The organism is Sphingomonas sandaracina (genome assembly GCF_036663695.1).
GTDB lineage: Bacteria > Pseudomonadota > Alphaproteobacteria > Sphingomonadales > Sphingomonadaceae > Sphingomonas.
Genome location: NZ_JAXOJK010000001.1, coordinates 735,313 through 751,365, shown reverse-complemented (window position 1 = coordinate 751,365; position 16,053 = coordinate 735,313). Strand labels below are relative to the sequence as shown.

Here is a 16,053-nt window from a genome sequence, read left to right as displayed (position 1 = left end):
TGGCTGCCGACGCAAATCACTCATGGATCGAGAGGATCGCGCGGATCCTCCCTCAGCGATAGCCGCGACGGGCGAAATTCCAGGTCGTACACCGACAGCCGTCGACCGACCGCCCCCGGCAGATAGCCCAACTCCGCACGGTTGCGATCGGTGAAGGTCTGGCTCTCGATATATTTGCTCTGCTCCGCGTCGGTCACGATCAGCGTCGGCCGGTCGAGCGGAATGCCGAGCGCCACCATCCGCCGCGTTGCATTGCGCAAATTGGTGGTCGTGTGCCGCGCATAGGGCTCAAGAATGACACGATCGGCGGGGATACCATAACGCTCGATCAGCGCCCGGCGGATCTCGACCGCCTCGACGAACCGCGTGCCGCGCGGATGGACCGCGCTGCCCGAGACCAGGATGAACGGCGCGAGGCCCTGGCGATAGCGTTGCGCGGCGAGCAGCGCGTGCAGCTTGCTGCGCGGGCTGAGCATCGTGCCGACATCCTCGGGACCGACGCCGGGCACGATCAGCAGCGAGTACCGAAACGCCTTCCAGTCGGTCCGCGCTGCCAGCGTCCGCGCGCCTGCATTCTCGCGCTGGTCGAGCGGTTCGAACTGCGTCGCCGCCATTGCGTCGTTGGCATCGAGCAGCGCCACCGCCAACCGAACGCTGGCCGGGATCGTCGCTGGCGGCGCATCGGACGCGGCGCGCGCGGTATCGATCGCGACCTTCACGTTGTCCGCAAAGAACGGCGTGTCGGTGGCGAAGATCGGTCCGTCGATCTTCGGATAGCGTCCCGGCAAGCCGAGGCCATAGACCCGCAGCACGACGTTCACCGCCTCGAGTTCCCGGTCGATGCCGGCCGCACCCGACAGATCCGCATTCGCCTTCGGCTTTGCGCCACCCTTGGTAAGCGCCGCATCGACCATCGCCCGGTCCTGATCGGTCCAGATCGTCGCCTCGATCACGCAGGCGGGCGCATCGCCGCACGCGGCAATCCGTCGCGCCCGCGTATCGAGCGTCCCAGCCGACGACCGGCCCAGCGCGCCGAGCATCGGAAACAGTCGCGCCGACAGCGTGTCGACGACCGTATCCGTTACCACCACCGGTGCAGGCGTCTCCGCCCACACCGGTGCAGCCGCCGTCATCGCCAGCGCCGCAAGCATCAATCGCAAGCCTGTCACCAGGACTTGCTGACCACGAGGCGGACATTGCGACCGAAGTTCGGTCGGCCATAGATCGCGTCGGCGGTGCCCTGACCGCTAAACTGGTCGGTGCGCGTATTACCTTCGGTCAGGCCCTTCGCGTTGAACAGATTGTCGCCGACGACCTGCATCTGCCACGTGTCGCGCGTCAGCGTGATCCCCGCGCCAACCGTCTGATAGGCGGGCAGCGCGGTGTTGTTGAAGAAGTCGACATAGCGTTTGCCGGTATATTCATAGCGACCGTACAACTGCACGGCATTGCCCGCGACGTCGAAGTCGACCGACGGGCGGATGTTGCCATAGACCTTCGGTTCGCGAACGATCTGGTTGCCCTCGACGTCGCCGGCACTCGCGCCGTTGGCGTTGACGAGGCTCTTATACTGCGGATCGCTGACCGTCAGCGCGCCGGTCACCGCAAAGCCGTGCGGCAGCGCAAGGTTGCCGTCGATCTCGATCCCCTTGATCGCTGCCTTGCCGACGAACGGCACCGACTGGTCGTTGCGGCCGGTGACCGGATCGAGCGCGACGAACGACGCGTTGAGCGGATCGTAGCGCGTGTAGAAGCCGATCAGGTACAGATACGAGCGGCCGAACGCGGCCTTCAGACCGACCTCATACTGGTTCGCCTTCGACGTGATGATCGTCGGGTTGATCTGATACGTCACCTGCGTCGACGGCGGCGTTTCGAGGTGCGACGCGCGCGCATAGGCGCCGAGATGCTTCGTGACGTCGTAGTTGATCCCGCCGGTCCAGTTGGTGATGTCCGGGCTCAGCTTGGCATTGATGATCTTGCCGGTGAACGCGCGCACGCCGTCGTCGGCGAGCGTCTTCGGGTCGCCGAGATTGGCCGACGTCGTTTCGAACGCATAGCCCTTGAAGCTGTAGCGCTCGTGGCGGACGCCGCCATCGATCGTCAGGCCCTTCAGCACTTCCCACGTATCGTTGGCGTAGAACGCGTACATCGACGCGTCGGTGTTGCCGCGGTTGAGCGAGGATGTATATTTCAGCACGCCGTTGTCCGTGACCGAACCGACCGCCTGGCCGGCGGCGTTGTAGGCGATCAGGTCCAGCGTGCGCGGCTGGCCGCGAACCTCGAGCAGATAATCCTGATACGCGACGTTGTTGGTCTCGCCGTACAGGCTGCCATACACGCCGACGCGCAGGTCATGCGTGCCGAACCCGGTCGCGATCGAGCGGGTGACGCTCAGATCGCCCTGCGTCGAATAGAATTTAGACACGACGTCGCGGAACTGCGCGGGGACGACCAGGCCCGAGGCGGTGTTGGGGTCGTAGACTTCGGCGCCGTTGGTGCCGGCGATCGCATAGCCGAGCCGGGTGACGCCGGCGCCGAACGCCTTGCGCGCGTTATCCAGGTTTGTCGGGGTGCCGATCCCGTTGCTGGTCGCATTGGCGTAGGCGTTGGCGTCCGACGGGTTGCTGGTCGAATACAGGGCGTTGAAATGCAGCTTGCCGACGCTGACGCCGCCCTTTGCCGCGACGATCCAGCCATCGTAATCAGCGTCGTACTGCACGCCGACATTGCCGAATTCGGTGTGCCGCCCGTTGCTCAGGTCGGCGGCGACGTTGCGCGTCGTGCCGTCGGCTTCGCGGAAGCGGATGTTGGCGTTGCGCAGCGCAGGCGAGTTCATCGTGCCGCTGAAGAAATCGATATACTGGTTGAGCGACTTGCCCGGATCGCGCGGATCGGCGGTCGGGATCGGCAGGTAGAACACGTTGTGATCGTTCAGGTAATTACCCGAGATCCGCAGCGAGCCGTTGCTGAAGTCGTGCTTGATGTTGGCGCGGATCTGGCCGCCGCGATCGTTCGGGAAGCCGTTGTCGCGATAGCCGTCGTGATGCCGCAGGAACCCGCCGATCGCATAATAGGTCGAATCGTCGATCGGTCCGGCCTGGTACGCGTCGAGCCGGTAGAGGCCGGTGTCGCCGAGCGTCACCTGCGCCTTGCCGCGCGTCGTATCGGTGCCGGACACGGTGATGTTGTTGACGATCGCCGCGGCATAGCTCGCATAGACCGGGGCAGGGCCGCCGCGCACCACTTCGACACGCTGCGTCATCAGGTCGAACCGGTTGATGCTGTCGCCGCGGAAGAAATTGCCGTCATTCTCGTGGAACATCGGCAGGCCGTCCTGCTGGAAGGTGACGAGGCCACCGTCGCTCGGCAGGCCGCGCAGGCGGATGATGTTCTGAACCTCGCCGCCGGTGTTCTCGACCGCGAAGCCCGGCAGCTTGCCCAGCAGGTCGGCGAAGTTGACCGGTGCAAGCTTCTGAATGTCCGCGTTGCTCAGCGAGTTCACCGCGTAGGATACGTCGAAGCGGCGCTGCTGGCGTGCCGAGCCGGTGACGATGATGTCGTCGCCGGTTTCGGGCGCGGCCGCGTCCGGCGATGCGGCGCCGTCGGTCGCTTGTGAGACGGATGCATCCTGGGTGGGCGAGGTCGTCGCCGCTGGTGCGGGCGCCGTCGGAGCGGGCGTCGGGGCGTTTTGGGCCCACGCCGGGGTGTACGCCATCATGCTGAGTGCGAGCAGCGCGCAGCCGTTGCGCAAGCCTGTTTTCGTCATCGGTTCGTTCCCACCCTGTGTAATGACGGAGCCGCTGGACGCGCAATGTGACGATTTTAATTAATTCTATGAAATAAACTAATGGCGTAGTGGATTGTCTCGGCAGCGTGCAGAGGTGTCACACATGAGGGTCAGACTGGACGACGACGAACGCCGCATCATGCAGGTATTGCGATCGACCGGCTCGCGGTCACGCAAGCAACTGGCGATCGACCTCGATACGAGCGCGTCGAAGCTCACCCGCCTGTCCAGCAATCTGCTGGCGCATGGCCTGATCGAGGAGTGCGCGGGTGCGGACACGGTCATGCCCGGCCGCCCGGCCGTGCCGCTGCGGATATCGCCGCAGGCGGGCTATGCGGTCGGCGCGATGCTTCACCGCGGCCTGATCGAGGTAGCGCTGGTCGATTACGCCGGCGGCGTCATCGCGCACAGCTCGCAACCGTTCGACGATCCCGACCCGCGCGTGTTCGCCGCGTGCGTGACCGCGACGATGCACGAGCTGGCTATCGCGCACCGCCTGCTGGGGCGGCGACTGTTGGGCGTCGGCATCGGCGTACCCGGATCTTCTATGTCGCCTGAGGGAAACAAGCGCTGGACGGTGGACAGCCTGGCCATCTGGCGCGGCGTCGACCTGAAGGCGTTGTTCGAGGAGCAGATCGGCCATCCGGTCTGGATCGAGAACGACGCCAACGCCGCCGCGGTCGCCGAATATTATATCGGCGGCCTGATGCGCCGCTGTTCCACTGCGGTGGTGATCCTGCTCGGCCACGGGATCGGCGCGGGCGTCATCGTCGAGGGGCGCATCCTGCGCGGCGCGATGGCAAGCGCGGGGGAGATCGGCTGTCTGTATCCCAATACCGAGGCACGCCCCTCGACGCTCGACCTGCTGATCACGCTGCGCGAGGCGGGGTGCGACATCCATTCGCTGGTCGATTTCGACGCCGCGATCGCCGGGTACGAGGATGTCGTCGATCGCTGGGTACGCCGCGCCGCCAGCCAGATCGCGGTTATCGTCAACTGGGGGATCGCCTGGATCGACCCCGGCGAGTTCGTGATCTCGAGCCCGCTACCCAATCGCATCCTGACCGCGCTGATCGACCATATCGATTTCGCTGCGATGCACATCGGCGATCACGTCGTTACGCCGCCACGGATCTCGGTCTCCACTCTCGAAGGCGCCGCCGCGACGATCGGCGCCGCGCTGCTGCCGATCCACGCGACCACCGTGTCGTGACCGCGCCGGCGGGGGCCGCGGCGCACGTCCGTTACCCGCATGTCTGTAAAACGCCTTATCGCGCGGCCTTCACATAGCGGTCGAACCACGCGATCGCCCGCTGGCGGACGTCGGCGGACTGTTCGGTGCCCGTGACGCAGTGCCCGGCATCGGGATAGATCACCAGGCTGACCGGCACGTTGCGGTCCTTCAGCGCATGCCACCATTCGATCGACTGGGTCGGCGGCACTTCGATGTCGCGCTCGCCGACATAGATGAAGGTCGGCGTCTTCGCCCGCTTGGCCTGATAGATCGCCGACACGTCCTCATACGCCTTCATGTCGTCGTACATCGACTTGCCGAAGAACGGCAGCATCCACTGGTCGATGCCGTTGGTGCCGTAATAGCTGACCCAGTTCGACAGTCCGGCGCCCGCGACGATGCCCTTGAAGCGATCGGTTTGCGTGTTGGCCCACATCGCCATGAACCCGCCATAGCTGCATCCGCCGAGGCCGAGGCGCTTGTCGTCGACTGGTGCGACGCGCTCGACCGCGTCGATCCCGGCGAGGATGTCGCGCAGGTCGCCACCGCCGAAATCGCGCTTGTTGGCCGCGGTGAACGCCTCGCCCTGGCCGTAGCTGCCGCGCGGATTGGGCAGGAACACGTAATAGCCCGCCTTCACCAGCGCCGCGTTCAGCGATGTCGGATACAGATAGTTCGGCATGGACGCCGACGAGGGACCCCCGTGGACGATGGTGATCATCGGCGCCTTGCCGCTCGGCGCGACGCGCGGCGCGAGTAGCCAGCCCTGGACGTCGTATCCGTCATTCTTCCAGTTGATGCTGCGGGCCGAAGCTAGGGCAGGGGCGTCGTCGTTGTCATGCGTGATCTGTTTCACGCCGACACCCTGGCTGGCGATCGGTCCCGCATAGATCGCCGGCGCGCGTTCGTAATCCTGCACCACCGCAGCGGCGACCCGGCCATCGGCGGAAAACGCCGCGCGACCGTCGCCCGCTGCCGTGCTCACGGGCTTTGTGAAACCTGCCACGACCGGCTGACCCGGCGTCAGCGTCCCGAACTGCACCTGGTCGCCGGCTAGCCTCACGACGCGCAAGCCCGCTCGGGTCCAGTCGATCGTGGTCACCGTCGCCTTGGCACCCTGGGTGATGTTGCGCGGTGTCCCGCCGCCGAAACCGACGGTGTAGACGTCGCCGCCGATCGACCCGAAGTCGCTCATCAGCCCGCCGATATACGCGACCGTTCGCCCGTCGGGCGAGACGCGCGGCTGGTTGATCTGCACCGTCGGCTTGGCGATCGCGCGCACCGCGCCGGTCCGCGCGTCGATCGCATCGAGCGTCGCCACCCACCAGTTGTTGTCGCCATTGCCGAGCGCGGTCGTCGCGACGAAGCCGCGCCCGTCCGGCGTCCAGTCATATTCGTAGACATAGCGTCCGGCCGGCGACAGCGGCTTCACGGCGTCGTTGGTGCGCGTCAGGTCGAACACGGCGAGACGCTGTTCGTCGTTCTTCTCGCCGATCTCGCCGATCATCCGCACCCCGGCCTGCGTCGCGCCCGACTCCTTGGCGGCGCCCAGCGTCACCAGCAGCGCGATCCGCTTGCCGTCGGGCGATACGCGCGGCGTCTGCGCGATCCCGCCGATCGTCGCGACCGTCCGGGTGGACTTCGCATCGGCATAGGTCAGGCGCACCGTACCGGCGGCGGTATCGCGTGCGAGGAACACGAGGTCGCCGTTCGGCGCGAACGTCGGTCCGGCATAGCTGCATGTCGGGCAAGGATCGATCGTCCGCAGCACGCGGCCGTCGGCGGCGCTGCGGATCGTCACCACGCCGTGGCCCCCATTGCCCTCGATCGTCGCCATCCGGTCGCCTGCCGCGGACAAGGCGAGGGCGCCATATTGGCGCGGCGTCGGGGTGGGCGTCGAGGCAGGTGTCTGGGCGGATGCCGGCAACGTGGTGGCGAGAAGGACGGCAGCAAGGGTCAGGCGCATCTAAAGCTCCGGCAGGCGGCAAGTTACCGCCATGCTTACCGCGTCCGCCTCAGGCCGCAAGCAACGTCGCGCCCCGCGCAGCGAAGATCGTCCGTTCATCCCGACGCCAGCGAAGCCCGGAGGGGATAAATGGTTGCGTCCGTACCGGGTCAGACCGCGGTGCGCGCGATCTTCCAGTAGGTCGCGTACCGCTCGTGCGCGATCTGGTGATAGGGGATCAGGCGGATCGGCAGCCCCTCGGCCGACAGCGTCGTGAACTCCAGCGGCTTGGGCCCCGGCTTTACCGCCGCGGCGAGCGTGTCGGGATCCCCGGCCAGCGCCGGCACGGCGAACGGCGCGGCGTTATACTCGCCGTATTTGCGCTCGCTGACGACGATGTCCGACCCCGGCGCGAGTCCATCGCGGCCGAGTGCCCCCGCCAGCACCAGCGGGCCATAGGTGAAGGCGACGATATCGGGGGCGGCGGGCGCGCGTTGCACCGCCACTTTCATCGCGAGCCGCAATTCGACCCGGTCGCCGTCCTGCCACGTCCGCGCGACCTCGACATAGCTGCCAGGCGTGGTCGACTTCATGGTCTCGACCCCGTTGACCAGGACGATCGCGGTCTCGCTCCAGTGCGGATGGCGCAGTTTCAGCGTCGCGGTGGTCGGGCGCTTCGAACCCCAGCGCAGCGTCGTCGTCGGCGTCTCGGGGAAATTGGTGATCTGCGTGACGACCGCGTCCTTGTCCGCCCACCGCACCGACGACGGCAGGAAGAGGTTGACGTAAAGCGCGTCGGCATCGTGGAAATAGATCGAATCGCGGTATTTGACGTGGTTCTCCATACCGGTGCCAGTGCAGCACCAGAACGAGTGTTCGGGCGTGTGGTACAGTTTCATGTAGCCGGGGCGGGCGCCCTGAAAATAGGTCGCCATGCCGCTGTCCGGATCCTGCGATGCGAGGATGCCGTTGAACAGCGTGCGTTCGTAATAATCGGCATAGGCCGCCTGCGGATCGTGCAGGAACAGCGCCCGCGTGAGCTTCAGCATGTTGTGCTGGCAGCAGGTCTCCGACCCCTTGGCCGAGAAGACGTGGTCGGCGAAATCGGCCATCGGGAAGAAATGCTCGTTGTCGCCGTGCCCGCCGGTCGCGAACGACCGGGTCAGCGCCACGGTCTGCCAGAAGAACGCCGCCGCGACGCGGTAGTCGGGTTTCCCGGTGATCTCCCACACGCGCTGGTAGCCGATGATCTTGGGCAATTGGGTGTTCGCGTGCAGCCCGTCGAGCGTGTCGCGGCGCTTGGCGAGCGGGGCCAGGATCGCCTTTTGCGCGAACCGCTCGGCGGTCGTGCGGTACTCGGCGTTGTCGGTCATGGTGAACAGGTCGGCAAACACCTCGCTCATGCCGCCATGCTCGGTTTCCAGCATCGTCTCGAACTGCGCGTCGCTCAGCGGACGGGTGGCGATCACTGCCCAATCGGCGAATTTCAGGAGCACCGCGCGCGCCGTGGCGCTGTCCGCGAGCACGGCCCCGTCGCGCAACCCCGCGTAGATCTTGTGCAAAGTATACCAAGGCACACCGCTGATCGGCTCGCCCCGCAGATGCGCCGCCACCACCGCCGCCCCATCGGGGAATGCGCAGACCAACCCGCTGTCCGCCGCCGTCTGACAGGCCGCCAGTTCGCGCGCGACATAGTCGATCCGCCGCTTGTAGGTCGCGTTGCGGGTCGACCGATACGCGAGCGCACACCCCGAGAGATAATGCCCGAGTGTATGCCCGTGACAGTTGATATCCGCCCAGGTCGGATCGGACTCCCACCCGCCATAGACGGGTGCCTTGGGTTTCAGGCCGGCGTTCACGCGGAAATTGTGCAGCAGGCGGTCGGGCTTCAGCGCCAGCAGATAGGCCTCCGTCTTGCGTTGCGCATGCAGGAACGGCCCATCGCCCAACGTGACCTCGCCAAGGTCGAACGGCGTCAACTTTGCGGTCAAGGCTGAGGTAGCGGTCCTAGCTCCCTGCGCTGCCGCCGACCGCGTGTCGGTCAGCAGTGCCCCAGCCGTCAGCGCGACCGTACCGGAACTGAGGAGAAAATCCCGGCGTGAACCGCTGTTGCAACACCCGTCGGCCACGGCCACTCTCCAATACTTCGCTTTATTGTTGGAGTATTCATACCCGGTTTCAGGCCGAGATAAAGCGGTTTGCGAAGGGACTCGCCTGCGTGAGTAATGTGACCTCCCAAAGGAACATCGCGATCACAATTCTGGTTTGATCCTGGGCAGCCGTCTCGCTCGGTGGAATGAAGGAGTGCCAGGAATGCTCGAAGCCTTTGACTTCCAACCTCGTCGATCATCGCGGTGCGTCATGTGCGCGCTAGAGCGCCTGTCATGAGACCGGTCCCCGATGATGTCGGCCCGGGACAGACAAGCGTATGGGACTATCCGCGACCGGCCGTCGCCGAACCGACTGCCCGGCATATCGTGATCGAACATCGCGGCGTGGTTCTCGCGGACACCCGCACGGCGATCCGCACGCTCGAAACCAGCCACCCGCCAAGCTATTATCTGCCGCCCGACGACGTCCTGACATCGGCGCTGCGCCGCTCGGGGCGAGGGTCGCTTTGCGAGTGGAAGGGGCAAGCTATATATTACGACGTCGTGATCGCGGACGACGTCTTCCCCGACATGGCCTGGAGCTATCCGACGCCGACGCCGACGCCGGCGTTCGCCTGCTTGCGCGACCACATCGCTTTCTATGCCGCACCGTTCGAGACCTGCATGGTCGACGGCGAACGCGTCGTACCGCAACCGGGCGACTTCTACGGCGGCTGGATCACCGCTGATCTCGCCGGCCCGTTCAAGGGCATCCCCGGCAGCCGTTTCTGGTGATGACGAGGCGGAACGCTCAACAGAGCGACGTCGCGGAGATGTTTTTCCGCAACCCGCAGCCCGAACCAGGCTTCAGAGGTGGAATAGTACCACCACCGAGATTCGGGTATTTATGATGTTAGGAGATATGGTGGACGCACTTGGGCTCGAACCAAGGACCCGCTGATTAAGAGTCAGCTGCTCTACCAACTGAGCTATGCGTCCATTCCGGGGCGGTTTTGAGTGGCGCCCTGGTGTGGCGCCCCGCTGCTGGAGGCGCGCTGTTAGCAGACTCTTCGGGGGCTGCAACCCCCTTTTCGTCGATCCGAGTCCGTTTTGCCTGATCGCGCCGCTTTTTCGCGAAATTATCCGGCTTTCGCCCTTCCAGCCGGCTGGCGCACTACCAGCCGACCGTCTTGCGGTTTTGCCGGTCGATCGACATCAGGATGCCGAGGCACAGCAGCACCGTCATCTGCGCCGAACTGCCGAAGCTCACCAGCGGCAGTGGGATGCCGACGACGGGGGCAAGGCCCATGACCATCATCAGATTGATCGCGACGTAGAAGAAGATCGTCGTCGACAGGCCGGCCGCAGTCAGGCGGCCGAAGCGGGTCTGCGCGCGTTGCCCGACCTCGATGCCCCAGCGGATCACCAGCAGGAAGGCGAGGATCAGCAGGCAGCCGCCAACCAGCCCCCATTCCTCAGCCATCGTCGCGAAGACGAAGTCGGTATGACCCTCGGGGAGGTAGTCGAGGTGGCTCTGCGTACCCTGGAGGAAGCCCTTGCCCCAGATCCCGCCCGAACCGATCGCGATCTTCGACTGGCTGATGTGATAGCCCGTGCCGAGCGGATCGCTTTCGGGATCGAGGAAGATGAGGATGCGGTTGCGCTGATAGTCGTGCAGCGCGAAGTTGATCGCGAGCGGGATCGCGACCGCGGCACCGATCGCGCCGCCGACGAACAGCCGCAGCGGTATGCCGGCGAGGAACATCACCGTCGCGCCGCCCGAACAGATCATCAGCGCGGTGCCGAGATCGGGCTGTTTCATCACGATCGCCGCGGGCACGCCGATCAGCAACGCGGCCGGCCAGACGCCGCCGAACCGACGTGTCTCGCCGGGCGGGAGCAGATCGTAGAACTTCGCGCAGGCCAGCACGATCGCGGGTTTCATGAACTCGGACGGTTGCAGGCGGATGAAACCGAGGTCGAGCCAGCGTTGCGACCCGCCTGAAACCTTGCCAAGGATCTCGACGGCGATCAGCGATAGCACGATCAACGCGTAGGCGGGCAAGGCGGCCGCCTTCCAGGTGCGCTCGGGGATATAGGACAGTCCGATCGCGCCGGCGAGCAGCACGAAGAAGCGGATGCCCTGCGAGAGCGCCCAAGGCCGCAGCGAGCCGCCCGCCGCGGAATACAGCACGACCTGCCCGAAACAGCCGATCGCGACCACCAGCAGCAGGACCCGCCACGGCAGCTTGGCGAGCGGTTCGGGGACGATACGGTTCATCGTGTGCGCCTGATAAAGGTCATTGCTGGCGGTCCCGCGCATCGTCCTCGGCGACCGTGCTGCCGGGCGTGGTGAGCGCCTCCTGCGTCGCATTTGCCATATCGGTAGCGTTGACCACCGCCGGGGCGTCGCTGGGCACGATCGCGTCGGTCTTGGTGGCGATCGCGGCAGGCGGCGCGGATTGCGCGGCGCGATAGGTCTCCGCTGTCGCCGCCATGCGCGTGCGAATGTCGCCGCCCCAGGTCGGCTCGACCTCGGCGAGCGACTTCAGCGCACGCTCGCGGTCGAGCATGTAGGTCATGATGTCGCGGCCGATCATCGGCGTGTCGAGATTGCGGACGGTGTGGCCGTTATGCTCGAGCACGACCGCCAGCGCATAGCGCGGATTGTCGGCGGGCGCGAAGCCGATGAACAGCGCGTGGTCGCGCATCTTGAAGGGCAGCTGGCCGTTCTTGAGCACGCCCGAACGGCGCTCCGCCATCGTGATGCGGCGGACCTGTGCGGTGCCGGTCTTGCCCGCGATCGCGACGCCGGGGATCAGCAGCTTGGCCGCGCCGCCGGTACCGCCCTGGTTGATCACCCCGAACATCGCGTCGCGAACCCGCGCGAGATGCTCGGAATCGATCGCGAGGGCAGGGGAGTCGCGGTGGACGTGGCTCGCGAGAATGCTCGGCTGCAACGCCCGCCCCGACGCGATCCGCGCCGCCATCACCGCCAGCTGCAACGGGTTGGCGAGCACATAGCCCTGGCCGATCGACGCGTTGAGCGAATCCGCGACGGTCCAGTCGTGCTTGTACTTCTTCAGCTTCCACGCCGGATCGGGCACCGTGCCGTAACGCTGCGTCGAGAAGGGCAGGTCGAATTTCTGCCCCATGCCGAGCGTCCGCGCGACCGGCGCGATCGCGTTGTAGCCGACCCGCCGTGCCATCTCGTAAAAATAGATGTCGCAGCTCTGCATGATCGCGTTCTTGAGATCGAGCGGGCCGTGGCCGCTTTTCTTGTGGCAATGGAACACGCTGGTCCCAAGCCGCATCGCCCCCGAACAGTTCACGCGCGCTAGCGGATCGACGCCGGCGTTCATCAGCGCGAGGCCGTTCATCGGCTTGACGGTCGAGCCCGGCGGATACAGCCCCTGCGTCACCTTGTTCATCAGCGGCACGTGATCGTCGTCGCTCAGCATCTGCCATTCGAGATGGCTGATCCCGTCCGAAAAGCTGTTCGGATCATAGGCCGGCATCGACACCATCGCGAGCATTTCGCCGGTGCGGCAGTCGAGCACGACGACCGACCCGGAGTTGGTCCCGAGGCGCCGCGCGGCATATTCCTGGAGCCCTGCGTCGATCGTCAGGCGTGCTGTCTTGCCGGGGACATCGGGCTTGGTGGCCAGTTCGGCGACCAGCTTGCCGCGCGCGGTGACCTCGACTCGTTTGGCGCCGGCGACGCCGCGGAGTTCGGCCTCCAGCATCTTCTCGAGCCCGTCCTTGCCGAGCTTGAACCCCGGCGTGACGAGCAGCGGGTCGTGTGTCTTCTTATACTGTTCGGCGTTGGGCACGCCGACATAGCCGGTCAGGTGCGCGACCGCGGCGCCCGCCGGATAGCTGCGCGCAAAGCCACGTGTTGGCGCGACGCCGGGGAGTTCGGGGAGGCGCACGCTCACCGCGGCGAACCGCTCCCAATCGAGATTCTCGGCGACCTGGACGGGTTGGAACCCGGCGGCGTGTTCGAGGTCGATCGCAATCCGCTCGACTTCCTCGGGCGGCAGCTGGAGGATGCGGCCGAGTAGCGGCAGCACGCGCTCCTTGTCGCGCAGGCGATCGGGGATGATGTCGACGCGGAAGTCCGTGCGGTTGTTGGCGATCGGCACGCCGTGGCGGTCGACGATCCAGCCGCGCCGCGGCGGCAACAGCGTCATGTTGACGCGGTTGCTCTCCGACAACATCGTGTAGCGCTCGTTCTGCGCGATCGACAGCCACGCCATCCGACCGGCGAGCATCAGCCCGACCGTGCCTTGCGCGGCGCCCAGCATCCAGGCGCGGCGCGAGAAGCTGTACGCCTGCGACATCTCGGTGACGATGCGCGGGGTGTTCTTCATTCGGCGCCCCGCTTGTTCTGGATCGCCGCGACTATCCGCGCGGCGAGTGGGAACATGAGGATCGTGACGGCGATCTGCGCGATCAGGATCGTGTCGACATGCGCGCCGACCGGCACCGCGATGAAGCGGCCGGCGATGATGCACGCCGCGATCAGCCCACCGGCGATCAGCCAGTCCTGCCAATAGTCGCGGAAGGCGAGCCGCTGTTCGATCATGTCGATCGCGACGAACGCCAGCGACCACATCAGCACCGCGCTGCCGAGTGGTTGGCCGCTGACGAGATCGTCGAAGAAGCCGAGCGGCGCTGCGGCCCAAGGGCGGAACGCGAACCGCGCGAGCAGCCGCCATGCGAGCAGCATGACGAAGCCGAATGGCGGCAGCAGCGGGATCGTCGCGACCACCGGGATGATCGTAATCAGCGACCCGGCCATGACCGTCGCCCACGGGATCGCGCGCGACCGGCCTGCCGGAATCTTGGTTTCGAACGGCTTGTAGTCGACGCTGTCGACGACGCGGGCCCTGCTCATCGTGACGCGCTCATCGCTCGGCGACCTGGCGGGGCGGCGGCACGGGCATGAACATCCGCTCGACCAGCGCGAAGTCGAGCGTGTCCGGATCGGCGAACGTGCGCGCCATGACCGAATCCGACCCCGCCTTGGTGACGCGCGCGACGGGCACGCCGGGCGCGTAGATGCCGCCGGTCCCGGTCGTCACGAACACGTCGCCGGCGTTGAAGCGGACGTTGGTCGCGTTGACCGAGCGGATGTCGATCATCCCGTCGCCGCGTCCTGCTGCGATCGCGGGCAATCCGTCGCGGGTGCGGCGCACGGGGACGATGCTGTCGCCGTCGCTGAGCAACAGGATGCGCGCCGCATTGGGGCCGGTCTCGACGACACGACCGATCAGCCCGTCGGGCCCGCGGACCGGCATGCCGGGCAGGACGCCGCTCCAGCGCCCGGCGTTGAGCAGGGCGAAGCGCCGACCACTCGACGCGCTCGAACTCACCAGCCGTGCGGTCACCACGGGCTCCGGCGATCGGTCGCGCACCGCGAGCAGGCTGCGCAGCCGGCGGTTGTCATAGGCGATCGTCCGCGCGCGCATCAGCAGCGCCCGCGTCCGATCGCGATCGGCACGGAGCGCGACGTTCTCCTGCTTCACGAAGAAGTAATTGCCGATCGCATCGGGAATGCCGGAGATCGAGGAGCCGACCGTCGCAAGTCCCGTCGACACCGGCACGGTTACCCCGGCGATGCCCATCCGCAGCGCGGAAAACGCCGGCGGATTGAAGGTCGAGGCGACGAGCATCACCAGGCCCACCACCGCACCGGCGACGGCGAGCACATAGCCCATGAACACACCATATTGCCGACGCCGGGAAAACCCCGTGCGCCGGTCGCGGGCTGGCGCCATGCGCCTGTCCCCCTGTCTCGGGCGCCGCCGAAGTGCCGGGGGACCTACCCCTGCGACTCGGAAGACGCGATTTCGTGTCCGCGTGTCTTACAACAAAAACAACCTCTTAGCCGCTCATCAGCACGCCGCGGAACAGCGGATCCTCGAGCGCGCGACCGGTGCCGAGCGCAACGCAGGTCAGCGGGTCCTCGGCGACCGTCACCGGCAGCCCGGTCTCGTCGCGCAACACCTCGTCCAGCCCCTGCAGCAGCGCGCCGCCACCGGTCAGCACGATGCCCTGGTCGACGATGTCCGCCGCCAGTTCCGGCGCGGTGTTCTCCAGCGCGACGCGGACGCCCTCGACGATCGTCGCGACCGGCTCGCTTAGCGCCTCGGCGATCTGGCCCTGGTTGATCTGGATCTCCTTGGGCACGCCGTTGACGAGATCGCGGCCCTTGATCTGGATGATCATGCCGATGCCGTCGACCGGCGGCTTGGCGATGCCGACCTCCTTCTTGATCCGCTCCGCCGTCGCTTCGCCGATCAGCAGGTTGTGGTTGCGGCGCACATAGCTGACGATCGCCTCGTCCATCTTGTCGCCGCCGACCCGCACCGAGGTGGTGTAGGCGAGCCCGCGCAAGCTCAGCACCGCGACTTCGGTCGTGCCGCCGCCGATGTCGACGACCATCGAACCGATCGGCTCGGTCACCGGCATGTCCGCGCCGATCGCGGCCGCCATCGGCTCCTCGATCAGCCACACTTGGCTGGCGCCGGCGTTCGAAGCGGCATCGCGGATCGCGCGGCGCTCGACCTTGGTGGAACCCGACGGCACGCAGATCACGATCTCCGGCCAGCGCGCGAACTTGCGCGGGCCGTGGACCTTCTGGATAAAATATTTGATCATCTGCTCGGCGACGTCGATGTCCGCGATCACGCCATCGCGCAGCGGCCGGATCGCCTCGATGTTGCCCGGCGTCTTGCCCATCATCATCTTGGCGTCGTCGCCGACCGCCTTCACGCGCTTGATGCCGTTGATCGTCTCGACCGCGACCACCGACGGCTCGTTCAAAACGATGCCGCGGCCACGGACGTAGACGACGGTGTTCGCGGTGCCGAGGTCGATCGCCATGTCGTGCGACATGAACTTGAAGAAACGCGAGTAGAAGGCCATTCAATCAGGGTCCCGTAATCCTGGCCGCCGGACGGGCGGCATTTCGCACACATCATCTCGC

The 16,053-nt window shown here is 66.3% G+C and carries 11 protein-coding genes and 1 tRNA gene; 2 read left to right on the top strand and 10 right to left on the bottom strand.

Features of this window, described 5'->3' with window-relative positions; all coding sequences use genetic code 11:
- Positions 1-20: 20 nt before the first annotated feature.
- Both U1707_RS03330 and U1707_RS03325 read right to left on the bottom strand, forming a co-directional pair.
- A complete protein-coding gene (locus U1707_RS03330) occupies positions 21-1,151 on the bottom strand; it encodes a YdcF family protein (RefSeq protein ID WP_332799048.1) in 1,131 nt (376 codons plus the stop codon).
- A gap of 14 nt (positions 1,152-1,165) precedes the next feature.
- Positions 1,166-3,769: a TonB-dependent receptor gene (locus tag U1707_RS03325; RefSeq protein ID WP_332798683.1), complete on the bottom strand. Its 2,604-nt coding sequence runs from the start codon at positions 3,767-3,769 to the stop codon at positions 1,166-1,168.
- A 124-nt stretch (positions 3,770-3,893) separates the two neighbouring features.
- On the opposite strand from U1707_RS03325, the gene U1707_RS03320 reads away from it, so the two are divergent.
- Positions 3,894-5,003, top strand: a complete 1,110-nt coding sequence (locus tag U1707_RS03320; RefSeq protein ID WP_332798682.1) for an ROK family transcriptional regulator — start codon at positions 3,894-3,896, stop codon at positions 5,001-5,003.
- Positions 5,004-5,058: 55 nt separating this feature from the next.
- Here U1707_RS03320 and U1707_RS03315 read toward each other — a convergent pair whose 3' ends face one another.
- Positions 5,059-6,990, bottom strand: coding sequence for a S9 family peptidase (locus U1707_RS03315; RefSeq protein WP_332798681.1), 1,932 nt, complete (start codon positions 6,988-6,990; stop codon positions 5,059-5,061).
- A 149-nt stretch (positions 6,991-7,139) separates the two neighbouring features.
- Positions 7,140-9,098: a glycoside hydrolase family 127 protein gene (locus U1707_RS03310; protein WP_332798680.1), complete on the bottom strand. Its 1,959-nt coding sequence runs from the start codon at positions 9,096-9,098 to the stop codon at positions 7,140-7,142.
- Positions 9,099-9,353: 255 nt separating this feature from the next.
- Between U1707_RS03310 and U1707_RS03305 the strand changes: the two genes are divergently transcribed.
- Entirely contained in the window at positions 9,354-9,854 is a 501-nt protein-coding gene (locus U1707_RS03305) for a DUF427 domain-containing protein (protein WP_332798679.1), read from the top strand.
- A 128-nt stretch (positions 9,855-9,982) separates the two neighbouring features.
- Here U1707_RS03305 and U1707_RS03300 read toward each other — a convergent pair.
- From U1707_RS03300 to U1707_RS03275, 6 genes are all read right to left on the bottom strand, one after another.
- Positions 9,983-10,058 (bottom strand) — tRNA-Lys (locus U1707_RS03300).
- A 175-nt stretch (positions 10,059-10,233) separates the two neighbouring features.
- Positions 10,234-11,340 carry a rod shape-determining protein RodA gene (gene rodA / locus U1707_RS03295; RefSeq protein ID WP_131585720.1) on the bottom strand — a complete coding sequence of 369 codons (1,107 nt, stop codon included), beginning with the start codon at positions 11,338-11,340 and terminating at the stop codon, positions 10,234-10,236.
- Between the two features lie 19 nt (positions 11,341-11,359).
- Positions 11,360-13,432 carry a penicillin-binding protein 2 gene (mrdA, locus tag U1707_RS03290; RefSeq protein WP_332798678.1) on the bottom strand — a complete coding sequence of 691 codons (2,073 nt, stop codon included), beginning with the start codon at positions 13,430-13,432 and terminating at the stop codon, positions 11,360-11,362.
- Positions 13,429-13,959, bottom strand: coding sequence for a rod shape-determining protein MreD (mreD, locus tag U1707_RS03285; protein ID WP_332798677.1), 531 nt, complete (start codon positions 13,957-13,959; stop codon positions 13,429-13,431). The genes mrdA and mreD overlap by 4 nt, the downstream gene beginning before the upstream one ends.
- Positions 13,960-13,969: 10 nt before the next feature.
- Positions 13,970-14,842, bottom strand: a complete 873-nt coding sequence (locus U1707_RS03280; RefSeq protein WP_332798676.1) for a rod shape-determining protein MreC — start codon at positions 14,840-14,842, stop codon at positions 13,970-13,972.
- Positions 14,843-14,948: 106 nt separating this feature from the next.
- Positions 14,949-15,992, bottom strand: a complete 1,044-nt coding sequence (locus U1707_RS03275; RefSeq protein ID WP_055878614.1) for a rod shape-determining protein — start codon at positions 15,990-15,992, stop codon at positions 14,949-14,951.
- Positions 15,993-16,053 lie beyond the last annotated feature (61 nt).